Annotated in this window: 13 protein-coding genes; 3 read left to right on the top strand and 10 right to left on the bottom strand. The window is 71.1% G+C overall.

Annotated features, from left to right (window positions below; all coding sequences use genetic code 11):
- Positions 1-16: 16 nt before the first annotated feature.
- Positions 17-8,599, top strand: coding sequence for a LamG-like jellyroll fold domain-containing protein (locus ACQPY4_RS31295; RefSeq protein WP_433326967.1), 8,583 nt, complete (start codon positions 17-19; stop codon positions 8,597-8,599).
- Here the strand turns inward: ACQPY4_RS31295 and ACQPY4_RS31300 are convergent.
- From ACQPY4_RS31300 to ACQPY4_RS31320, 5 genes are all read right to left on the bottom strand, one after another.
- Positions 8,567-9,193, bottom strand: coding sequence for a DUF6221 family protein (locus ACQPY4_RS31300; protein WP_433326969.1), 627 nt, complete (start codon positions 9,191-9,193; stop codon positions 8,567-8,569). The genes ACQPY4_RS31295 and ACQPY4_RS31300 overlap by 33 nt on opposite strands.
- A gap of 47 nt (positions 9,194-9,240) precedes the next feature.
- Positions 9,241-11,049 carry a serine/threonine-protein kinase gene (locus ACQPY4_RS31305; protein ID WP_433326971.1) on the bottom strand — a complete coding sequence of 603 codons (1,809 nt, stop codon included), beginning with the start codon at positions 11,047-11,049 and terminating at the stop codon, positions 9,241-9,243.
- Positions 11,050-11,315: 266 nt separating this feature from the next.
- Positions 11,316-12,119, bottom strand: a complete 804-nt coding sequence (locus ACQPY4_RS31310; protein ID WP_433339102.1) for a phosphotransferase — start codon at positions 12,117-12,119, stop codon at positions 11,316-11,318.
- A gap of 17 nt (positions 12,120-12,136) precedes the next feature.
- A complete protein-coding gene (locus ACQPY4_RS31315) occupies positions 12,137-12,631 on the bottom strand; it encodes a hypothetical protein (RefSeq protein WP_433326973.1) in 495 nt (164 codons plus the stop codon).
- Between the two features lie 67 nt (positions 12,632-12,698).
- Positions 12,699-13,118 (bottom strand): hypothetical protein, encoded by a 420-nt coding sequence (locus ACQPY4_RS31320; protein WP_433326975.1) that lies wholly within the window; start codon positions 13,116-13,118, stop codon positions 12,699-12,701.
- A gap of 153 nt (positions 13,119-13,271) precedes the next feature.
- Between ACQPY4_RS31320 and ACQPY4_RS31325 the strand changes: the two genes are divergently transcribed.
- Complete coding sequence (locus ACQPY4_RS31325) at positions 13,272-14,153, top strand: helix-turn-helix domain-containing protein (RefSeq protein ID WP_433339104.1); 882 nt, start codon at positions 13,272-13,274, stop codon at positions 14,151-14,153.
- A 771-nt stretch (positions 14,154-14,924) separates the two neighbouring features.
- On the opposite strand, the gene ACQPY4_RS31330 is transcribed toward ACQPY4_RS31325, so the two are convergent.
- The 5 genes from ACQPY4_RS31330 to mnmA form a co-directional block, all read right to left on the bottom strand.
- On the bottom strand, positions 14,925-17,015 hold the full coding sequence (locus ACQPY4_RS31330; protein ID WP_433326977.1) for a putative bifunctional diguanylate cyclase/phosphodiesterase: 2,091 nt from the start codon (positions 17,013-17,015) through the stop codon (positions 14,925-14,927).
- 363 nt (positions 17,016-17,378) lie between these two features.
- Positions 17,379-19,547: an NAD-dependent DNA ligase LigA gene (gene ligA, locus ACQPY4_RS31335; protein WP_433326979.1), complete on the bottom strand. Its 2,169-nt coding sequence runs from the start codon at positions 19,545-19,547 to the stop codon at positions 17,379-17,381.
- A 51-nt stretch (positions 19,548-19,598) separates the two neighbouring features.
- Complete coding sequence (locus ACQPY4_RS31340; protein ID WP_433326981.1) at positions 19,599-20,606, bottom strand: methionine synthase; 1,008 nt, start codon at positions 20,604-20,606, stop codon at positions 19,599-19,601.
- A gap of 23 nt (positions 20,607-20,629) precedes the next feature.
- A complete protein-coding gene (locus ACQPY4_RS31345; protein ID WP_433326983.1) occupies positions 20,630-21,448 on the bottom strand; it encodes an LLM class F420-dependent oxidoreductase in 819 nt (272 codons plus the stop codon).
- A 36-nt stretch (positions 21,449-21,484) separates the two neighbouring features.
- The gene (gene mnmA / locus ACQPY4_RS31350) at positions 21,485-22,561 is read right to left on the bottom strand and encodes a tRNA 2-thiouridine(34) synthase MnmA (RefSeq protein WP_433326985.1); all 1,077 of its coding nucleotides are present in this window, start codon (positions 22,559-22,561) and stop codon (positions 21,485-21,487) included.
- Positions 22,562-22,624: 63 nt separating this feature from the next.
- Here mnmA and ACQPY4_RS31355 point away from each other — a divergent pair, with 63 nt between their 5' ends.
- Positions 22,625-23,671: a DUF695 domain-containing protein gene (locus ACQPY4_RS31355; RefSeq protein WP_433326987.1), complete on the top strand. Its 1,047-nt coding sequence runs from the start codon at positions 22,625-22,627 to the stop codon at positions 23,669-23,671.
- Positions 23,672-23,808 lie beyond the last annotated feature (137 nt).

Raw genomic sequence — 23,808 nt, forward strand, 5'->3', positions numbered from 1 at the left:
CAGGAGGGACCAGCGGATGGCGAAGCTTCCCGAGCTGCCGAAGGTGAGAATCGCGGGCCCCTTCTGGGCGGCCGAGGCCGAGGTGATCCGGCTGGCCGATCCGGTCAGCAACCTGGCGTTCCGCACCCTGTTCGCGGACACGACGCCGCGGCAGGCGGTCGGCGAGAACAACGTGCTGCTCCCGGGCTCCCTGCTGGCCCTGGTCTATGTCACCAGCGTCACGATCAGCCCGACCAACGGCGGCACGCCGCAGTACGTGTGGAAGCGCAGCGGCACCAAGCCCGACGGCCAGCTCCCGCCCCAGGCGATCCGGGCCGCGATCAACGCGGGCACCGCGAGCCTGCTGCTCCTTCAGGCCCCGGCCGACGGGTGGCCCACGGGCATCGTCGGCAGGCTGCCGACCTTCACCTGCCTGGGCGGCGAGATCGTCCTCGACCCGATGACGGCCCAGAACAGCGCCACCCAGAAGCTGCACACCGCGCTGGGGATCACGCCCGCGGCGATCACGGGCCGCACCGGCCCGGCCCGGCTGCTGGGTGCCCTCGCCGTCCACTCCGGCGGCCTGTCGATCTTCGGTCAGGTCCGCCTGCACTGGGACACCGCGCCGGTCGGCGCCGTCTTCCAGCTCGCCCGGGTCGTCCCCGACCCCGAGCCGACGGCCGGGGCCCCGGTGCGCGGCTTCCGGATGACGATCGAGACGGAGCGGCTGACACCGGGCGAACGGGCCGCGCTCATCGCCTCCTGGCGGCGCCTCAACCGCTACCTCAACCCGAACCACCCGCTGAACGTCCTGGTCGTCCCGGTGCCCGCGCCCGAGTGGGCCACCCTGGAGCCCGCCGACCCGCTCGCCGTCCCGCGCCTGTTCTGGGAGATCGCGCCCTGGCAGGAGCAGCCCGGCACGCGCCCGATCAGCTTCGCGGGCGACGACTTCGGCGTGCTGCTGAGCGACCGGCAACCCTACGATCCGGCCGTCCAGCCGGACACGCTCGCCCGGATCACGCCGTCCAGGGCGCGGGTGGCCGTCGACGGCACGAAGCTGCGGGTGGAGCTGGCGGCGGGCGGCCCGCCGTCCGGCCCCGCCGGAAAGCTCAGTTACCAGGCCGGACGCGATGGCACCGGGTGGAACGAGCGGGTCACCCTCGCCGCCACCACGCTCGCCTTCGATCCGAACGAGGCCGCGCGGCGGCTCCGCGCGACGTTGCGGGCGCCCGAGCCGTCCTGGAGCCGTCCCGCACCGGGTACCACCGCCCCCGTCGACCCGGCCGTGCTGTGGGGCTTCACGCCGCTGGAGGACGGCTGGGCGCAGCTCCCGCTGCCCAACCTGTCCGAGCAGGTCTACCTCGACGCGGGCGTGGCGCGGCAGGAGGCCGTCCCGGCACCCGGCAACCTGCTGCGCGGCGCCGTCAGCTACGGCAACGACGACCCGGCCGGGAGCGGTCAGATCCCCGGCGAGCAGCCGTGGAGCCTCACCCTCGCCGCGGCGCAGCGCATGACCGCCACCTGGGTGCTCGGCCCGGTCGGCACCGAGTACCAGCTCCAGTCGGCCGAGCTGGCGCTGGACGCGCCCGAGGTGGCGCTCAACGGCCTGTTCTGGCTGAGCACCGAGGCCCCCACCGCGGCCGACGCCCTGCCCGGCTTCGACGACTGGATCGGCGGCCTGGCGACCGTCCCCCTGCACACCGTCACCGGACGCGAGCTGTTCGCGCCCCTCGTGCGCCTGGCCTTCGAGGAGATCAGCTTCACGGGGCGGCGCACGCCCGCGCCCTCGGCCGGGCTCGGCGCCTGGGCGTTCCAGTACGGCGTCGACCCGGTCCTGCTGCGGGCCCTGGTGACCGGTGGCGTCCTGCCGCCCGACCTGCTCGGCGCCGCGCTGCCTCTGGTCTGGCGTCGCCACCCGACCCTGCCGATGGTGCAGGCCCTCCCGCTCACCCAGAGCGTCAGCCCGCCCAACGTGCCGATCGCCGGGCGGCAGCTCGTCCCGTTCGAGCTGCCGGTGACCCGCCAGGACGGCCTGGACCTGCCGGACGGCTGGCGCTTCGCGGCGGAGGGCGCCGCGGGCTGGCCGCGCTACGGCGGCGCGTTCGCGCCCGCCCGCGAATGGCTCGGCGCGGCACAGGAGAAGCTGTACGACCTGCCCCTGGTGGCGCTCTCGTTGCCCGGCCTGGTGCTCGACCCGCGCCCCGACGGCGACTCGCCGCAGAGCGACCCGGCGCTCGGCCTTCCCGTCCAGTACCGCTACGACCTGCCCTACACCGACGAGGTCCAGGCGCTGGCCCAGCTTCCCAAGATCCCCAAGGACCCTCGCGAGAGCTCGCCGCTGCCCGACACGGCGCGGCCCGAGCCACCGCGTCCGCTCGCCCGCGCGGACTACGCCGCCCACTGGCGGCGCCTGGCCGAGCGCGCCGGACTCGCCGCCGCCGACAGCGTGACCGCCTTCGCCCGGCAGGACGGCCGGACGGTGCTGCGCCACCTGGCCTCGATCCACGCCTGGCCGGTCCGCGCCACGCTCGCCCTCGACGGCTATCCCGGCGAGCTCCGCCTGGACAACGCCGACCCCGCTCCCAGCGCGCCGCTGACGCTGACGCGCGAGACGGCACTCCCCGGCATCAACGGCGATTTCGCCGACGGCGCGGACGGCCTGCGCCGCCTACCCGACGACGCGCCCGCGGACTCGTTCCACTACCGGTTGACCGCCGGAAGCATGGCCGCCCGCCGCGCCGGTGACACCGGCTACGCCGACCAGCGCGGCCCGGTGCGCGGCGCGAGCCTGCCCTCGTCCACTTTGATCAGGACCCCGCTGAGCCACCCCACGGCGGGCGACGTGGAGCTGACCACGACCCGCCTGCCGCTCACCCTCGGCCACGCCGCGGCGTCCTGGCGGCTCTGGTTCCGCGACCTGCCCGTCCAGGGCTCGACCTTCACCAAGTCCTCCGCCCGCTCGCCCAAGGCCGTCGAGCTCGACACCGACGGCAACGACCCCGAGGCGCGCAGCAGCGACTACGAGCACCGCACCGGGTACGAGTGGCGCCTGCGCCCGCTCGACGACGACCCCGACGCGCCCCCGCCCGGCCTGGACCTGTTCGGCCTGCGCTTCTTCCCGCTGGTGCTCGACCGCGTGGTCCTCGCCGGCGAGGGCGTGGCCACGGTCGAGGTGATCGGACGGCTCCAGCTCCCGGTGGCCGGCTCCGGCGGCGAGCAGACCGATCTGAGCAACTGCGTGCGGCTGACCTTCTCCGGCGGCGGCACCGCGCTGACCCTCAGCGCCATCGGCCTGGTCGGCGGCGCCCTGGAATGGCCGCTGGCCGTCTCCGGAGGCGAGGCCGGCGACGCGCCCCGCCTGCGGATCGGCGGCATCGCGCTGGCGTCCGGCGGCGCCGGTGTGACCGCCGAGCAGGTGCGGCTGCACTTCCACCTGTTCCAGGTCGAGTGGGCGGTCGGCCTGCCGCCGATCGCCTTCCCCGACCCCGCGACGCCGCCCTTCACCCTGCCGGGCGCGACCGGCGCCGACCCGATCGTGCCGCAGCGGGTCGCCCTCGGCCTCGACCTCACCGGCGGCGAGCACACCCTGAAGCTCACCATCGCCGTACGGGTCGGCAGGCCGCCGACGGGTCTGCAGGCCCTGTACCGCTTCGACGAGGGCAGCGGCACCACCGTCCGCGACTCGTCCGGCATCGGCGAGCCGCTGCACCTGACCGCGGCCTCGTCCCAGGGCATGAGCTGGAGTTCGAGCGGCCTGACCCTCACCAAGGCGACGCTCATCCGCTCGGGCGCTCCCGCCGGGAAGCTGAACGCCGCGGTGAAGGCGAGCAACGAGATCAGCGTCGAGGCGTGGGTGAAGCCCGCCGTCACCGGCCTGCTGGCCAACGGGCAGTTCGAGATCGTCACCGTCTCGTCCGACGCCGCGCACCGGAACGTGACCCTCCAGCAGCGCAAGGGGCTGCTCGAAGCGTCCTCGGTGGAGGTGTTCCTGCGCACCGGCACGACCACCGAGGAGGGCGCCCCCGTCCTTGCCACCCCGGCCGGTTCGCTCAGCACCGCCCTGACCCACGTGGCCTACACCCGCTCCGCCGACGGCCGGGCCCGGATCTACTTCAACGGGCAGCTCAAGGCCGAGCACACCGTGGGCGGCAGCCTGGCCACCTGGAGCGACCAGTTCGAACTGGCCCTCGGCGACGCGATGACCGGCGGCCGGGCCTGGCTGGGCACCTACCGCATGGTCGCCGTCTACAACCGCGCGCTCAGCGCCGAGGAGGTCTCGGCGCGCTTCAACGCGGGCCCGGCGACGGCGCCCGCCACGGCCAGGGGCGAGGCCGTCACGGCCGCGCTGACCTTCGACCTGATGGCCGAGGGGACGGACCGTTTCACGCTCGACGCCGCGAACCTCTTCGGCGACCTCACGCTCGCCGTCAGCCTGCCCGACGGCTCCCCCGCGGCCCGCGCCGACGACACGACGCTGCAGTTCGGCTGGAACGGTTACACCGCCCCGCAGGCCGAGGGTCTCCAGTTCCTGCCGGGCATGCGCCTGGCCGGCACCGGGACGCCCGGCCTGGGCGAACGCGCCGCCCCCGGCTTCGCCACGGTGACGTTCCGCGCCACCGCCCGGCCGGACGACGTGCCGAAACTACCTTTGACCGGCGCCTTCGTGGAGGCCCTGCTCGTCGCCCACTGGGGCCGCTCGCCGCACGATCCTCGTCCCAGTGCGAACGTCCCGGCCGCGGAGCTGTACGGCTCCTCGTCCGGCGACCTGGTCGTGGGCTACACCTCGCGCCTGCGCGGCGCGGACTGGCAGGAGACCTTCCTGCTCAACGGGATGCTGACCGCGACCAACCTGGTCTCCTGGCCGAAGCAGCTCAACTACGACCCGGCCACCGCGCGCATCACCCTCCCCGCGGCCCGCACCACCGGGTCCCCGCCCCTGACCCATCTGCGCCACACGATCAGGGTGCTGCTGAACCAGCACGAGCTGCCCGGCACCGCCCTGTCCGGCGCCGAGGGCCCCCTGCTGTTCACCTTCGCCCAGGGCCAGAGCTGGCAGACCCTGGCCCTGGTCGAGCACCAGCTCGTCGAGGTGACACCGGCCGCCGACGGCAGCGGCGGGACCCTCGACCGCGAGACCCGCTGGACGGCCGTCCAGGAGGTGCGCCTGCTCGCGCCCCAGCGCGCCGCGCGGTTCCTGCGCGCCATGGCCGCCCTCAAGACCACCGACCCCGTCGAGGGCGTCAGCCCGCTCGGCAGCGTCAGCGCCGGTTACCTGGGGGCCGGGCTGTCGGCGCTGCTGGCCGACCCGGGCGCGGCGCTCGACGCGCTGCCCGCGGACACGCTGCTCATCGAGGCCAGCGCCCACCACCTCATCAGGCTCACGCCCGCCGCGGAAAGCGCGGTCACCACGCTGCAGTTCCTCCCGACCGGCAGCCAGGGCGCCCTGCTCGGCGGCCCCGCGGACTACGCACCGACCGACCCGGCCGACCCCCGCTGGCTCCTGCTGACCATGCCCTTCCTGGGGCGTCTCCAGGACACGGCCCGCGACCTGGCCACCGGGCAGTCCAGCCCGCTCCAGATCGACCCCGTCCTGCTCATCGCCCGCCAGCGCGCCACGGCCCCCACCACCGCCCTGCCCGCCCTGGCCCTCGCCCTCTGCGGCTGGGCCGACAGCACCCCCCTGACCGTCACCCTCGCCAGCCTGGACACCGCGGTCGGCCGCAGCCTCGCCCGGCTCGACCCGACGTCCCTGGAGGAGAGCTGGTTCCGCGCCCAGAACCCGCCTCCCGAGCCCCAGGACGCGCTCCTGCAGAGCATCCTCGCGGCCCTCCCCGAGACACCGGCCCGGCTGAGCCGCCCGGTCGCCCTGCGCCGGGCCTTCGACCCGCGCCGCGCCTTCTACCCGCCCCGACCGGACGAACGCCCGGCCCCGGCCGACCCCTCGCCGTTCGCCGACCCCGTCTGGCGCGAGGACGGGCTGCTGCAGACCCAGGCCGTGAGCACGGTGGCGCCGACCAACAAGCCGCCGTACGGCTGGACCCTGGCCGCCGCGCTCATCGCCGGCAGCGGACTGCTCGGCGCGCAAGGCACGCGCCGCTACCCCGCGGCCACCCTCATCCCCGCGCTCGACGGGGCCGACAACCCGCGTCCGCTGAACATCGTGATCAGCCCGTACCTGGGACTCCAGTGGCGACCGGCCCCGCCGGTACCCGAGAGCGGCCCCTCACCGCTCCAGACCCGGCTGCTGCTGGCCGAACTGCTCTGCCTCGCGCCCAGCACCGGGCAGCTCCAGCCCGTGGCGAGCCGCATGTGGAGCGTCCGGCCGGACGTCCCCGAGCTGGCCGACGAGAGCAAGGTGCGCGCCCAGGCCCAGAGCTGGGCCGTCCAGTCCCAGCGCCTCCTGGCGCCGGAGTCGCCGATCGCGGTGCTGCGCTACCGGATCATCAGCGACAACACCCGTCCGGACAACCTCGGCGAGGCGGCCCTGACCACCGGCTACGCCTTCGCCCTCGTCCCGGTGACGACCGCGGCACCCCTGGCAAGGCGGCTGTTCCGCATCCGTCCGGAGCTCTCCGCCCTGCGCTACCGCGAAGGCCAGTGCAACATCGCGGCGATCCCCGCGAACCCGCGCGACTTCGAACTCGCGCCACCGCAGACGGCCGGGGTCCAACCGCTCCACCTCACCGAGCGCCCTGGCCGCGACGACCTCCCGGCCTGGCCCTGGGGACTCAGCGCGCTGCGCGTCAGCGTGCACTACACCGAGGACCAGAAGGGCGTCATCGGCGCGGCCACCCCCGGCGCGGCGGGCCAGACGCTCTGGTGGCAGGCCGTCCAGCGCACGGTGCAGTTCCGCTCGGCGCTGCACACCGACCGTCCTGCCGCCGGCCTGCCAAAACGGTTCCGCGCGCCCGCCGTGACAACCCTGCTCCCCGCACCGCCCAACCCTCCCCTGCCCGCGCTGACCGAGCCACTGTTCGACCAGCCCGCCCTCCCCGATCCCCCCGACGGCCTGGCCCTGGAACGCTGGCAACCGGTCCTCCCCGGCGCGCTGCACTACCTGGTGACCGGCACCCGCGCAGGCGTGTTCATCACACTGCGCCACCACCTCCTGCGCCAAAGCGGAGTCATCCTGACCGGCGAGCACCGGCGCCCCCGGGGCCTGGGCATGCTCTCCGGCGGACTACCGGTCGAGCACCGCGCACCGCGTCCAGTACCGCTGCCGGCCAACGCCGACGGCCGCCAAGCAGTCGCGCTGCGCACCTGGGCGAGCCACTTCGACCCCCAGAAACCGGCCCTGATCACCTCGTCCCCCGCCGACGAGGCCTTCCGCGCGGCCTTCGACGACCCACCGCGGAAGCCCACCTACCGCCAGACCGCCCAGCGCCTCCGCCTCCAGTTGGCCGCCGTCGAGCGCCACACCATGGACGTGAACTGGGACGGGGTCCTGACCTTCGTCCACCGCGTCGACGGCGCCGTCCCCCTGCTCAACGGCCAGAAACCAGAGACACCGGAGTCCAGCATCCGCGACTGGCTCCTGACCCTGGAACTCGTCACCGGCAAGGTCACGGCGCTCGCCGACATCACCACCCCGACTCTGGTGCTGACGCCGTCCCTGCGCGCCCAGCTCACCGCGATCGGCGTCCCCCTCCCGGACACCGACACCATCGAGACCGCGACGCTCTCGATCCGGCAGTTCGGGCTCCACGGCGACCCGAAGACCCGCCCCGCCCGAGCCCGCGAACTGATCGCCGCCCTCCCACCCGGCGCGACGATCCACGCCCGCGTCAAGGCCCAGTTCGCCCCCGACAGACCCGGCGCGGAGCCCTACCACGACGGCTACAGCCAGGTGCTGCGCTTCCCCCTCCGCGTGGCCGACCCGAGCGCGCCCCACCTGCCCCTCGTCCCGCGCCACATCCACTTCGAGGACCCCGAATACAACCGGCGCCTGGCGTCCCCCTCGGCCCACGCCACCGTCTCGGTGCAGTTCCCGCAACAGCCGACGGGTACCAGCCCCCAGCGCGCCCTCACCCTCTCCGCCGAACGCCGCGAGGCCAACCCGACCAGCACCCTGGCCCTCCGCTTCGACTGGGACGAACCACCCCCAGGCACCCCGAAGGCCACACTCACCCTCCAGAAAATCGACCTAGACCAAACCCCCCGGGACCTGGCGATCCCCAACGCCCCGCAAACCCTCACCCCAGGAAAACTCCACGAGCTCTCCCTCCCAACGATCCAGAACCTCAACGCCCCCTTCACCCCAGGCGAGCGGCTCCGCCTCGTCCTCCACATCACCGAGGGCCCGATCAAGCCCACCGTGGCCCAACTCGACATCACCATCGTCGAGGCCCCGGTAATCCCCACAACCGAAGCGGCCTACGCTCTCCTCCGCAAACAGGCGACCGGCGCGCACACCTACGTCGAGTGCGCCCGCTTCGCCTGGTCCCCCGAGGCCCACCGCGTCGAACTGGTCAACCCAGCCGACCTCCGCACCGAGGTCGTCCGCCGCCGCGCGGTCTTCCAGTTCACCGACTCCACCCGTCCCGGCCGCCAAGAGACCTACATGATCCAAAAACTCACCCAAACCGGCTCAACCCACATCCCCCTCACACCCTCCACCTAGGGCGCCCGTCCCGGCGAGAAGACGAAGAAGGGTCCGGTCGGCCTCCGCGCGCAAGTCGAGACCGGCCAGCATCTCGCGGCGAGCCGCCAATTCACGCAGCACACGCCCCGGCCCGTGGCGCGAGACGATGTAGCCGTCCTCCGGATAGACGGCGACGTCCCAGAGTGGACGGCCCGCACCATCGATCACCAGGCCATGACCGTCCTGGCGCTCGACTTCCCGCCAGCTGAAGTCCAGGCCCACCTCCTCGGCCGCCTGGCGAGCCAGGCGTTCCTCGTCGCGCCACCGCGCCAACAAAAAATCGGCAGAGCCGACAGAAACAGGACCATCGGTCAGGGCGGGCCTCCAGGAGTCCCGATAGCCGGGCATCCCCGCATACGCATACGCCAGCAGCCGCACGACCCCGGCGCGTTGCGCAAAGCGCGCCCGAATCTCCTGGTTAACACGAAGCCGCCCGGCCGAAAACCGCGCGCACGAACGCAAATGCCGATCGAGCGCCCCAGGCAGCGAAGGAAGCTCATCTAGATCCATCCGCCCGCCGTACCTGGCGTCCTCTGCCAATTGGCGATCGAGAAATTTTCCGGTGACGGTCATCGGACGCTCCAGCAGGCAAGGGTGGTCAGAGAGCCTATTCGCGTTCGCTATCCGGACAGGACGGTGACGGCCGGAAGCGCGCCCAGGGCGGTCGGTCCGGCCGATTCGAGCGGGAGCCTCTTGAGGTTCTTCTGGTCGGTGCCGCGCGAGATGACGGTGAAGCGCGGCGGAGTGAACGGCGACAGCAGGTAGGTGCCCGGACGGAGCACGTTCTCGCGCGGCACCACGAAGGTCCGGACCTCACCCCCGCTGAGACTGTGATTGCATTCGGCCCGGTTGAAGCGAAGGTTGGACTTGGACTCCAGCCCCTTGGCCCTGATCAGGATGCCCGGCTCCCTGGGCAGTTCCTCGGTGTGCGAGGCGGGGCGCGGATGCAACCCGAACACGCTCTCGTTCGGGCCCAGCTTGCCCGTCGCGGTCTCCAGGGGGCCGGGCGTCCCCGGCTCGCCGCCGTACTTCATGTGGTAATAACTGTTCCGCTCGAGGCACTGGCGGACGCCGCCCGGCAGGTAGGTGACCGCCGCGTGCGCGAGCTTGCCCGTCCTGCGCGTCCTGACCGTCACGACGGTCCCCGGCTTGACCCGTGCCGGGGTCACGGTGGTCTCGAAGTCGACGTACGGAGCGTCGGCCGCGGGCATGAGCGGCTGGCCCAGCAGAGCGCCCGGACGACCGAACGACAGCCGGAAGGTCCCCCGCGACTCCCCACCGACGGTAGGCGCGGACGGCCAGAACAGCACAGCGGCCACCACGCCGGCGGCGGTGACCGTCCCGCCGATCGCAAGCGCTCCCTTGGCGCCGCCGATCTTCGCCAGAATGCCCTGCCCCGCACCCGAGACGCCCGGCGCCAAGGCCGCCCCACCGACCCCCACCGCCAGCCCCCCGGCGACCAGCGCGGCCGCTGCCCCGAGGGCGACAACACCACGCTGCTCCCAGTCCGGCCCGTAAGCACGCGTCGCGACAGACTCCAACTCCGCCACGAAGGCGTTGGCGTCCCAAAGCCGCTCGCTGGGCTCCTTGGCCAACCCCCGGGCCACCAAAGGACGAACCGGCTCGGGGACGGACGCCAACGGGATCGGCGCACGCAGGTGCTGATCTCTCAGCGTGTCCATGGAGTCCCCGGCATACGGCCTGGCCCCGGTGACGCACTCAACGAACACGCATGCCGCGGCGTACAAATCCGTAGCGGGCGAGGCCGGCAACCCCGTCCACTGCTCGGGCGCCATGTAGACCGGCGTCCCGCTACGGCCGCCCTGACCGGTCAGAGCGGCGACGCCGAAGTCGATGAGCTTGCTCAGCCCGTCGTCCTGCACCATCACATTTGCGGGTTTGTAGTCGCGGTGGACGACCCCGACCGCATGAGCGGCGCCCAACCCCAGCAGCGACCCCTTGAGAACCACAAGCGCGGCCTCAACCGCCAATGGCTCTCGACGCGCCCGCAGCACCTCGCGCAGCGAACGTCCGGGAATCGCCTCCATCACGATGGCGGCGCCCTCGGCGGTCTCCACATACTCCAGCACCCTGGCCACATGAGGATCGCTAACGCGCCTCATCAGCTCAGTCTCGCTCCGGAACCGCTCCAAACTGCCAGCGTTACCAAGCAGATCCGGCGCCAGATACTTAACGGCCACCCGGTGCCCCGTGGCCTCATGATCGGCCAGCACCACCCGCCCCTGCGCCCCCGCGCCCAACTCCGCAAGCTCCCGAAAACCAGGAACCCTCCAGCCAGACGTCACCCGGCCATCCGCAACTGGCTCACCGACCACTCTGCCGCCCCCTCGGTCACAGTGGCGATGCGCGGCCCCCAACACCCAACCGCGTCCCCGTGCACCAACGCCCTGACAAGTCGCCACGATCATACAGACACACCCGTGTATTTGAGCCCCACAACCGGCAACTCCGGAACCACCTGGTCAGCCCCGTCCCACGGCACATGTTCACCCCGGAGTTCGACAGCCTGAACCGATGGCGGACATCGGTAACGACGTTGGGATGGCCGTTAGGATTGGCCATGTGCGTACCGCCAGTCGGCGGGTGCTCTACGTAGTGGTATGCGCGGCTCCGGCCGCGTTCGATCTCCCACGTCTGGTCGAACTCGCTCTCAGCGAGAGCGGTTGTCGAAGTCCTACAACGAGCGGCGGTAGTCCGCCCACCGCTGAGCGATGGTGACGTACTGGGGAACCTGGGAAGTGGGGTTGGCGGCGCTGTGCCGTAGCCATCGTTCGGCGGACAGGTCCGCGTACAGGTCGATGGCGGCCGGATCGGCAGCCGTCCATGTCGGAAACCGACAGGCCCATTCCTCTGCTTCGGCCGGAGTGTGGCCGGCTCTGATCAACCAGGGGATGATCTGGCCTATCTCGACCCATGGGGCTCCACGTGAGGTGAAGCCCCAGTCCACGACGTAGGCGCGGTCATCGGACGTGAGCAGGATGTTGGCGGGGTTGAGGTCAGTGTGAAGCAGGAAGTCACCTGCGATCGTGGACACGTCGTCGGCAACGGCACCCCAGCGCCGTTCAACCCGCATCTCCACCACATCGGGACAGGCTGTGTTCTGGAGCTGATGGACCGTCTTGGCCAGGACAGCAAGATCTGGGGAGCCAGGCGCATAGTCCGCGTGGCGGCCCCCGACATATTCGAAGCCGAGCACGAGCCACCCCCCGGCCTCGATCTGCCACAGAAACCGGGGGGCGAACTCAGGTACACACGGGGTGATTGTGGCTTCCCTGCGCAACGACCGAACCTCGGAACCGTCTTTGTCCGGTAGCTTCCGCGCGGCCTTGACGAAGGTCGTCCCGCATGCCGCGTGCACCGTGGACGCGATGTCCGCATGGATGCCCGCGCTGGCCGGTTGGACGTCGCTGATCGGGCCGGTTCGGTCCTCGATCGCTTCCCGGGTCTCTCTGGGAAGCTCGTCCCAGTCGCTACGCATCTCCACCCTTCAGATGGTCAGCCGCCGCCCGGAGGGCTGCACTCCGGCGGGCAGCAGCCCGCTCCTTCGTTGTCCCAGAATTCCATGTCCACCTGGTAGCCCGTGGCATGCAACTCCGGGATGGTCCGGGCCAGCGCCGCACCCGACAGGATGTCCTCGTCCAGGACCGGGACATGATGGATGTAGCGGCCCGCGTGCTCCTCACCAAAGGCGAGATAGGGCTGAGAGCGCTTGATGAAGGCGTGCCATCCCTCATCGACCGGTATCGAGGGCACAATCCGCGTCCACTCGGCGGGATCAGCGTCGTAGGCCCGCGTGATGTTGGCCTGGGCCTTGAGGAAGACGAGAGCTTGACCCATCATCCTCTCGGCATACTGCCGCGTGACGTGGTTGTCCTTGATGACGTCGGCCACCAGGAGGTCAAAGACCTCAGGCGGGACCAACTCTCGGGGGTCGCGATGCTCGCGACCGTCCATGACGGCGTTGACTGTCCTCTCGGGGGCCATGGTCATCTCGGCTCCTCCTCAGAGCCTCGGGGTGCGACGGGTTGCCGCGCCTTGGTGCCTCCGGGCGGACGGGTCACGGGATGTTGTGACTCACTCGGGGAACGCCGCCCGTCCGGAGGGGTCTATGGGGGGGCGAATGCCCGAACGCGTCGTAGCGCTCGTTCATCAGGTCATGCGCCACGTCCAACAAGCCGTCCAACGGATCGCCTGACGTCTCGTCCAGGGCGGCAATGTTCTCGTCCGCGTAGATGTGGATCAGCCCGACCGTGGACGGCGGAAGTTCATGCTTGAGCAGGGCTTCTGCGTAGGCGGCCCTGACCACTTCCACAGCGAGCCTCATCACGACCCGCTGTAGATCTTGGATGCTGGAGCAGTCCATATCACCGGCCCCCGCGATGAAGCCCAACACCGGGCCCACGAGCATGTACGCAACGCCGTACCCAATGATCGTCACAGCCATCGCCGTCACGTTTGAAAGAAGGAACGCGATCACGACGGCGCCCCTGGTGCCTTCGCCTAAGGCCTTCCGCCCGCTGCTGCGGAGTCTGCGGAGAAGGAGTCTCGTTTCTGCGGGGCCTGTCGAAGTTCATGGCTAGAAGTCAAGAACCTGCCGTGATCCAACTCCAGAGGTAACCTGGTGACCAGGATGCAGTCACCGAAGGACCTCCGAGAAGCGCTCACCGCGCAGGGGCTCTCCGTGCGTGCGGCAGCCCGGCGACTCAACTACGACCACGCTTACCTCTCCCGTGTCCTCTCCGGGAAGCAGGTTCCCTCTCCGCACCTGGTCGCGGCGTTGGAAGAGTTGTGCGGTGTGCCTCTGATAGAACCGACGCCCGAGTCGATGGCCGAGTCACTGGCGTCCCTGCGTCGGGCTGAGGATGTGCAAGGGGCAGAGCGTGTACGAGCCCCAGTCCTGTCGCAAGCGCGTCTCGTTGTGAAGCTTGCTGAAGATGCCCATGGCCCCGGCCGGAAGGCCATGGTGGACTTAGCCGGCCAGTGGGCCAACTTCGCGGGCTGGATCGAACTGGAGAACCGCCGAAGGGGGCAGGCCCGTAAGTGGTTCGACAGGGCCTCGGAGTACGCAGCGGAAGCGGATGATCCGAGTCTTGCCTCTCACGTGCTCTCGTTCAAGGGCTACATGGCGGGCCGCCTTGGGAACGTTTGGGCCAGCGAAGGGCTCACCGGCGCGGCCTGGCGCATCAAGGGCGTGCACCCTGCCCAAGACACCTACAACAACTTCCAGTACGCGAGGGTTCTTGCTCTTATGGGCGATGTAATGAGGGCGGGGCGGCTCCTGGACCAAGCTGTCGGCGGAATCGACCTGGCCACGCTGGATGAACCACTGCCGTATGCCTACTGGTACTCCAGGCCGTTCTTCGTCATGAACGCGGGGTTGACACATGCCACCCTTGGCCATGTGTCCATGGCAACCGACCTGATCTCTGACGGCTTGGCGGACATGCCGGAAGACCAGCAGAAGGCCGAGTGGATCGACGAGTTCCTGGCTGCCATGCCGGACGGGCATTGAGCCCCAGACTCCCCACACGCCCCAGGGGGCCTGAGTGGCTCCAACACTCCGAACCCGGGAAGTGCCGTCTACCTGGTCATACTCCGAAAGAACGATCGAGACGACACCAGGCCGAAAACCCTCGTACCCAACTGGGGGTTTGGGGTCGGGAGGATAGAGGTCCAGGACGACGGAGGCGGGTCCTCGCTGCCGAGGATTCCGGAGGTCACCGGCCAGAACCCTGAATCGGGACGAGTTCTGCTGCTGGTGGAGGGGCTCTCCAACCGGTGGGGCTTCGAGATCGCAGATCCGTGTAGCCGCCGGGTGACCGTTTGGTTCGAGGTAGGACGATGACGCCTGTGGGGGTTTGGGGCGAAGCCCCACCGGGGTTTGGGGCGAAGCCCCAATAGGACTGTCCGAGCGGAGCGAGGGCCTTGTGGGTGGCGGGCCGTCTGAGCCTGGATGCCAGGTCGAGGGGCGGAGTCGCTCGTTGGGTGCGGGCAGTGTCGTTTGGAGTGTGAAGGCGTCTGCGGACCAACGTTGGTGAGTGGTGCGGCCGGAGCGAGTGGCTTCGCGTTTCGCGCTATCGCTGGGATTGCCGCGCTCGTAGGTGGCGGGAGACGTCGGTGAGTATGGGGCTGGGTGGCGGATTGGCGCGTGTGGGCGGCCACCCGATGTGGGCTATCGCTATCTGAGTGGAGGGGGTGCGGGGGGGGAGCCCCCCGCCTGGGGGTTTGGGGGCGGGAGCCCCCAATGGGGCTGTCCGAGCGTTAGCGAGGGCCTTGCCTTTGGTTAGGCGGCGGGTTCGGGGGCTCTTTGCATTCGGGTTCTTAGCCAGTCTGTGGCGGTGGCGGCGTCCATGGGGCGGCCGTAGTGCCAGCCCTGGGCGGCGTCGCAGCCCATTTCGCGGAGGAGGCGGGCGGTGACGGGGTCTTCTACGCCTTCGGCGACGGAGCGGAGGCCCAGGGTGCGGACGAGGTCGACGATGGAGCGGACGATGACGGCGTCGTCGGGAGAGTCGGCCACGCGGCGGACGAAGGAGGCGTCGATCTTGATTTCCTCGACCGGGAGGCGCTTGAGGCGGACGAGGGACGAGTAGCCGGTGCCGAAGTCGTCCAGGCTGAGGGGGATGCCGAGCTTGGCCAGGGCGGTGACGGTGTCGGAGGCGTAGGCGGCCTCGTTCATGAGGACGCGTTCGGTGATCTCCAGTTGGAGGGCGGCGGCGGGGAGGCCGCGTTCCAGGAGGCCGGATTCGATGACGTCGGCCAGGCCCGTGTCGAGGAGGTCGCGGCCGGAGGCGTTCACGGCGACCTGGACGGCGAGGTCCTCGCGCCACCAGGCGGCGGCCTGGGCCAGGGCGACGCCGACGACGTGGTGGGTGATCGAGCGCATGAGGTAGGTCTGCTCGGCGATCGGGAGGAAGTGCTCGGGTTCGAGCAGGCCGCGGTCGGGGTGGCGCCAGCGGACCAGGGCTTCCATGCCGGCGAGCTGGCCGTCGTGCATGGTGATCTTGGGTTGGTAGAACAGTTCGAGCTCGCCGCGGTCGACGGCGCGGCGCAGGTCGCCGAGCATGGTGAGGCGGGCGGGCGAGTTGCGGTCGTTGGCCGCTGAGTAGACCTCTACGCCGGTGCGGCTTTCTTTGGCGCAGTACATGGCGACGTCGGCGCGTTGGAGGAGGAGCTCGAAGTCGGGGGCGTGGTCGGGGAAGAGGGCGATGCCGACGCTGGCTTCCAGGTCGAACGACATGCCGTCCAGGCGGACGGGTTCGCTGAGGGCGGCGCGGAGGCGGGCGGCGACCTCGCGGGCGGCGGCGGCGTCGCGGATGGTGGGCAGCAGGACGGCGAACTCGTCGCCGCCGAGGCGGGCCACCAGGTCGCCGGGCCGGACGCTGTGGGTCAGGCGGTGGGCGACGAGCTGGAGGAGGCGGTCGCCGGTGGGGTGGCCGAGGGTGTCGTTGACCTCTTTGAAGCGGTCCAGGTCGAGGAGGAAGAGCCCGACTCTTTGGCCGGGACGTTCGGCGTCCTTGCGGCGGGCGACCGGGCGGCGCATGACCGGGCTGCGGGCGGCGGCGAGGGCCTCTTCGGTGCGGACGATGAGGAGCTTGCGGTTGGGCAGGCCCGTCAGGCCGTCGTGCAGGGCCTGGTGCTCGCGGCGGACGGAGACCGAGGCGTTGAGATAGACCGCGATGAACGGCAGGACGATCAGCGGGACGAACGCGGCCGAGCGGTGGGTCGCCACGACGATCAGCGGGGCCAGGCCGAGCAGGGCCAGGTGGACCAGGACCTGGTAGCCGAGGTCCCAGCGCAGCGCCTTGATCAGCGACACGCGCTCGTGGAGGGCGACCGCGGAGCCGACCAGGGTGTCGTTGCAGATGAAGTAGATCGCGCCGGCCAGGGCGATCGCGGGGAGGTCGGAGCCTTGCGGGACCCACGGGCCCATGGGGGTGGCGCTGATGCCGAACAGGGCCAGGACGAGGTGGGCGCTGCCGAGGGCCAGCGTGAACTGGGCGACGTTGAAGGCGATGCGGTGCGGCGAGCGTCCCCACAGGACGCCGCAGATGATCACGGCGACCGCGCGCAGCAGGGCGGCGGCGGGCAGGCCGAGGTAGAGCAGCGCGGCGAAGGAGAAGGTGGTGGACGTCGAGGCGCCGCTGTTCTCCGTCGAGCCGGGCGTGATGATCGGCCGCAGCTCGCCGAAGATGATCAGGCAGGCCAGGATCCAGAAGGCCGGCATGTGCGCCAGCGCGTCGACGTCGTCGGCCGTCAGCGCCTGGAGGGAGACGGCGAGTGCCACCGCGCCGAGCAGGATGACGACGACGAAGAAGATCCACAACGGGGAACCGCGGCGCGGCAGCGTGTTCCGCGTGTTGTTCGGGTCCTTCATCACATCCTCGGGGGTGCGGAGGGGTCGGCCCTCGGTGGCGGCCGCCGGGTGCGTGTGTTGCGCGCGCCCGGCCGGGAGGTTCCGGACGGAGCCGTCCCGCCTGTAGGAGGGCGGCCCCGAGAGGTCCTATCCGGGGGCGTGCGGCCCACCCTTCGACGAGGACCACCGGTGGCCTCCCCCGGTGGGGCCTCCGGAGATTCTGGGGGTAGTGATGACAGGGAGGGTACGACCTTTGCTCAACTTCGCGAAACCGATTGCGTACGTTCCGTTATGCCCATTCTGCACCAACCCGCGCTCATACGGTAGTGGGATCGTACCCCTGGGTGACTCTATGCTGGTAAATCATGGAACGAGCACCCTCCGTCAATCGTCCCCGCCGAGCGTTACGCTTCTGGCCGCATCTGGCCCATCGGCGAGCAGAACCTTCAGTCCGCCCTCGTCCAGGACCGGCACGCCCAGCTTGACAGCTTTGTCGTATTTGGACCCGGGACTGTCGCCCACGACCACGAAGCCCGTTTTCTTCGACACCGATCCAGTGACCTTCCCGCCGAGCGCCTGGACGGCCTCGGTGGCCGAGTCGCGGCTGAACTCGTCCAGCGAACCGGTGATCACCACGGAGACCCCTTCGAGGGGACGCGGCCCGTCGGCGCCCTCGTCGGCCATCCGCACGCCCGCCTCGGCCCACTTGCGGACGATGTCGCGATGCCAGTCGACCTCGAACCACCGCTTGATCGAGGCCGCGATCGTCGGGCCGACCCCGTCGACGGCGGCCAGTTCCTCCTCGGTGGCCTCGCGGATGGCGTCGATCGAGCCCAGCTCGCGGGCGAGGTCCTGCGCGGCGGCTGGCCCCACGTGCCGGATCGACAGCGCCACCAGCACGCGCCACAGCGGCTGCTTCTTGGCCTTCTCCAGCTCCTCGAACAGGACCTCGACGGTCTTCTTGGGCTCGCCCTCCTTGTTGGCGAAGAACGTGACGACCTTGTCTTCGCCGGTCTTCGGGTCGGTCTTGGGCAGGCCGGTGCCGGGGTCGAGGACCAGGCTGCGGATCGGCAGCAGCTGCTCGACGGTCAGGTGGAACAGGTCGCCCTCGTCCTTGACCGGCGGGTCTTTCGGCTCCAGCGGCTGGGTGAGCGCGGTCGCGGCGACATAGCCCAGCGCCTCGATGTCGAGCGCCCTGCGGTTGGCCAGGAAGAAGATCCGCTCACGGAGCTGGGCGGGGCACGAGCGGGCGTTGGGGCACCGGATGTCGGCGTCGCCCTCCTTCTCGTAGGCCAGCTCGGTGCCGCACTCGGGGCAGGACGCGGGCATGGTGAACTCGCGCTCGGACCCGTCGCGCAGGGCGGTCACCGGCGCCACGATCTCGGGGATCACGTCGCCGGCCTTGCGCAGCACCACGGTGTCGCCGATCAGCACGCCCTTGCGCTTGACCTCGCTGGCGTTGTGCAGCGTGGCCCGCTCGACCGTGGAGCCCGCGACCTTGATCGGGGCCATGACGCCGTAGGGGGTGACTCGCCCGGTGCGCCCCACGCCGACCTTGATGTCGAGAAGCTTGGTGTTGACCTCTTCGGGCGGGTACTTCCACGCGATGGCCCAACGGGGGGCGCGCGAGGTGGACCCCAGGCGCCGCTGGAGCGCGAACTGGTCGACCTTGACGACCACGCCGTCGATCTCGTAGTCGGGGTCGTGGCGGTGCTCGCCGTAGTACTCGATGTACTCGCGGACGGCGTCGAGCCCGCTGAGCACCTTGTACCGGTCGCTGACCGGCAGCCCCCACTCGCGCATCAGCTCGTATGCCTCGGCCTGGGTGTCGGGCTGCTTGCCGCCCTGCCACGCGCCGAACCCGTGGACGAGCATTCCCAGGGGGCGCCGCGCGGTGACGCGCGGGTCCTTCTGGCGCAGCGAGCCCGCGGCGGCGTTGCGCGGGTTGGCGAACGGCTCTTTGCCCGCCTCGGCCTGCGCCTCGTTGACCTGCTCGAACCCCTCGACCGGCAGGAAGACCTCGCCGCGGACCTCGAGCGTCTCGGGCCAGCCCTCCCCCGCGAGCCGGGTCGGGATGGACGCGATGGTGCGGATGTTGTTGGTGACGTCTTCACCCGTACGCCCGTCGCCCCGGGTGACGCCGCGCACCAGCCGCCCGTCGCGGTAGACGAGCGCGACCGCCAGCCCGTCGATCTTGAGCTCGCAGAGGTACCCGGCGACCTCGCCGACCTCCTTGACGACCCGCTCGTCCCACGCCAGCAGCTCGTCGCCGTTCATCGCGTTGTCGAGGCTCTGCATCCGCTCCAGATGCCCGACGGTGGCGAAATCGGTGACGATGGGCGCGCCGACCTTCTGCGTCGGCGAGTCGGGCGTGACCAACGACGGATGCGCGCTTTCCAGCTCGGCCAGCTCGCGCATCATGCGGTCGTAGTCGGCGTCGGCCAGCGTCGGATCGTCGAGGACGTAGTACCGGTAGTTGGCCTCGTCGAGTCGCTCGCTCAGTTCGGCGTGACGCCGCGCCGCCGCCGTGGGCACACCTTCGCTCAAGGTCATGCCCCTATTCTGACCTGCACCACTGACATAAACGCCAGCACCGGAGCCGGGCTATTCCGCCGCTTCATGGAGCATCCGGGCGGCCTCGCGGCAGCGTTTCAGGGCCTCGCGGACGTATTTCGGCGACGCGCCCGCCATGCCGCACCCGGGTGTCAACACGACCTGCTCGGCCAGCTTCGCGGGCGGGAACCCGAAACGGCGCCACAGCTCCCGGACGGGCGTGGCGGTGGCGTCGAGGGACGGCAGCGGCCCGTCGACCCCCGGCAGGACGCCGAGGAACAGGCCGACGCCCGCGTCGATGGTCTCCCCGATCGCGTCGTCGCCCCGGGTGGGAACCAGGCTCAGGTCGACCGAAAGGGCCCTGGCTCCCGCGCCGCGAAGAAGCTCATACGGGACGCCCCGCGCGCAGCAGTGCACCACCGAGTACGCGCCCGACGCCTCGATCACCGTGCGCAGGCCGTCCTGGGCCACGGGCGCCTCGACGGCCGCGAGCCGCGAGAACCCGCTGGCCGTGGGGATGCTCCCGGCCAGCGCCGACGGCAGCGCGGGCTCGTCGAACTGCACCAGGATCCGCGCGGCGGGCATCCTGCGACGCACGTCGGCGACGTGGCGGGAGACGCCCTCGGCGAGCGAGGCGATCAGGTCGCGGACCGCGCCCCGGTCCTTCAGGGCGCGCTCCCCGTTGCGCAGTTCGATGGTCGAGGCCAGCGTCCACGGACCGCAGACCTGGATCTTGAACGGGCCGTCGTGCCCGCCCGCCAACTCCTCCAGGACGTCCAGGTCGCGGGCCAGATGGTCGAGCGAGCGCCGGGTGTCGCGGCCGGGATGGTCGGAGAAGCGCCACCCGGACGGCTCGACGCGCACGGGCAGGTCGACGAGAAGGCCCGCCGTGCGTCCGGTCAGGTCGGCGCCGGGGCCCCGCGCGGGCAGTTCGGGCAGGTGCGGCAGATCGGGCAGCTCCCCCAAGACCACACGCAAGGCTTCGCGCGGATCGTCTCCCGGGTAGGACCCGACACCGCTCGCACTGCCCACGCCCCAGGGGAAACCGTCATCGACCACGGCGCCAACCCTATCGGGGGACGTCAGAGCAGCCGCGCAAGCGCGTCCAGGCGTTCGAGGGTCGCGGCCTCGGGCTCGGTGGGCAGGTTGAACAGCAACCGGTCGGCTCCGGCGGCGTCCAGCTCTTCGATCACCGCGGGCTTGGGCGGGACGCTGAACAACGTCACCGGCAGGCGGCGCCCAGCGCGTTCGCGCAGGTCGGCGATCTGCGCGCCGAGTTCGTCGGTGCCCCGGCCGTAGATCGGCATCCACCCGTCGCCGAACTCCAGGACCCGGTCGAACGTCGTGGGGCCCGAGCCCCCGATCAGAACGGGCGGGTGCGGGTCTTGCACTGGCTTCGGGTAGGAGAGCACCGGGTCGAAGTCGACGAACTCCCCGTGGAACTCGGCCTCGTCCCGCGTCCACAGCTCCTTGATCGCCAGGACGCGCTCGCGCAGCAGCCGCATCCGCGTCACCGGGTCGGTGCCGTGGTTGCGCATCTCCTCGCGGTTCCACCCGGCGCCGACGCCGAGCACGGCGCGCCCGCCCGAGATCAGGTCGAGCGAGGCGACCTCCTTGGCCAGGACGATCGGGTCGCGCTGGATCACCAGCGCGATGCCCGTGCCGACCAGGAGCCGCTCGGTCGCCGACGCGGCCGCCGTGAGCGTCACCAGCGGGTCGAGCGTCCGGTAGTAGTGGCGCGGCAGGTCGGCGCCGCCCGGCCACGGCGTTTCGCGCTTTACGGGGATGTGGGTGTGCTCGGCCACGAACAGGGCCTCGAACCCCCGCTCCTCCAGCGCGCGCCCCAGGGCGGCAGCGCCGATGCCCTCGTCCGTGACGAACGTCGAAACGCCGAACTTCACCGAGTGACCCCTTTCAGGTCTGCGCCGTCCCCGGGCTCAGGCGGGGACGCGGGCCGTCTCGGAGATCGTCGCAGATCCCAGCACCCGATCGCCCTGGTAGAGCACCGCGGCCTGCCCCGCCGCCACCCCGCGCGCGGGCGACGCCAGCCGCATCCGCACCCGATCGCCGTCGGGCTCGGCGACGCAGTCGTAGACCTCGCCGTGTGCCCGCAACTGCACCTGGCAGGCGAAAGGGCCCGTCGGCACAGGAGCGAGCCATACGGGACGCTCGCTCACGATCTCGTCGACGTCGAGCGCCTCGCGCGGCCCGACCGTCACGGTGTTGTTCACCGGTGAGATATCGAGCACATAGCGCGGACGCCCATCGGGGGCCGGACGCCCGAGCCGCAGGCCCTTGCGCTGCCCGACCGTGTACGCGTAGGCGCCCTCGTGCTCGCCCACCTCGTTGCCGGCCTCGTCGAGGATCGCCCCCGGGGACGTGCCCAGCCGCTCGGCCAGGAACCCCTTGGTGTCGCCGTCGGCGATGAAGCAGACGTCGTGGCTGTCGGGCTTGGCCGCGACCTGGAGCCCGCGCCGCTCGGCCTCCACGCGGATGTCGTCCTTGGTGGTGTCGCCCAGCGGGAACATCGCGTGCGCGAGCTGCTCGGGCGTGCACACCGCCAGCACGTACGACTGGTCCTTGCCCATGTCGACGCCCCGGCGCAGGACGCCGCCGTCCAGCTGTGCGTAGTGGCCCGTGCAGACCGCGTCGAAGCCCAGCGCGAGCGCCTTGTCGAGCAGGGCCTCGAACTTGATCTTCTCGTTGCAGCGCAGGCACGGGTTGGGGGTGCGTCCCGCGGCGTATTCGGAGACGAAGTCCTCCACCACGTCCTGGTGGAAGCGCTCCGCGAGGTCCCAGATGTAGAAGGGGATGCCGATGGCGTCCGCCGCGCGGCGCGCGTCCCGGGAGTCTTCCAGGGTGCAGCAGCCGCGCGCCCCCGTCCGGTACGACTGGGGGTTGCTGGACAGCGCCATATGGACGCCGGTCACGTCGTGACCGGCCTCGGCCGCGCGGGCGGCGGCCACGGCCGAGTCGACGCCGCCCGACATGGCGGCAAGTACGCGCAAAGTCATAACCCCTCCAGGGTAGGCGGTGCAGGCCGGTGCCCATCAAACCCGCGTACGATGACTCCCGCCATGGGAATTTTCCGACGCCCCCGCGACACGTCTCCGTCCACGCCACTCGCCGTCGCCGAGTTCTGGGAATGGTGGTCACAGGCCCGCCCGACGATCGAGTCCGCGCTGTCCTCATCCCCGGCAGGCGACGGCCTGTCCGCCGACATCGTCGAGGAGCTGTCCCGGCGCGTCCACAAGATCCATCCGCGTCTCCAGTGGGAGGTCGGCGGCGGCGACGAGCGTCCCGCGAGCCTCACGCTGACCGGCGGCGGCGACCCCGAGCTGCGCGGCCTGGCCGAGCGCTGGAGCCTGGTCGCGCCGGACGACGGCGGCTGGCACTTCCACCCGTCCCGCCAGGCCGACCCCGAGATGCTCACCCAGGAGCTCGTCCTGGGCGACCACGAGTTCGACCTGGAGTACGTCAGGTTCGGCATGCGCGCCGACCAGGCCCGCGCCCGGGTGCACGTGCTGGCCTACCACCCCGACTTCCTGTTCGTCTCCGACGAGCAGCGGCTGCAGGTGGCCGTCCACGTCCTCGACTGGGCCCTGGGCGAGGACGACGTGGCCCGCTGGATCGGCGATGTCTCCATCGCCACCGAGGCCCCGATGGACGCGCTCCCCCCGGGGCTCCTCCCCTCGGTCGTCGAGCAGATCACCGAGAACTTCGACGAGCCCGCCTGGCTTGAGGCCGAGTACCGCACACCCAGGGGCCACCCCGCCCGTCTGAGCGCGCGCTTTCCCCTGCACCGCCAGGACTACCCGCTCTGCGACCTCCACGTGTCGATCTCGGTCCCGTATGCCAAGAGCAACCCCGACCGCCTCCCCGTAGAGCCCTCGGCCTCCGCCCTGCGCGAGTTCGAGAAGAAGCTCACCGCCCTGGGCGACCGTGCCGTCCTGGCCGTCCGCCAGACCGGTGACGGCCTGCGCGTCTTCACCCTCTACGCCGACCCCGACTCCGGCGTCATCAGCGACCTCGACCAGCTCGCGGCCGCCTGGCCCGAAGGCAAGGCCAAGGTCGAGTCAGCCAGCGACCCGGCCTGGAGCGCGCTCTCCCCCTTCCGTCCTTAGCTGGTGTGGGGGGACGACCCCCCACGCCCCCCGGGGCGGGTTGCGCCGCCCTGCACTTCGCTGGCGCTCCGTTCCGGGCGGCACAACCCTTGGCAGGGGCTCCTCGCCCCCGCACCCCTCGCCAGGGGCTTCGCCCC

The sequence above is a fragment of the Spirillospora sp. CA-294931 genome (assembly GCF_050946795.1).
Taxonomy (GTDB): Bacteria; Actinomycetota; Actinomycetes; order Streptosporangiales; family Streptosporangiaceae; genus Spirillospora.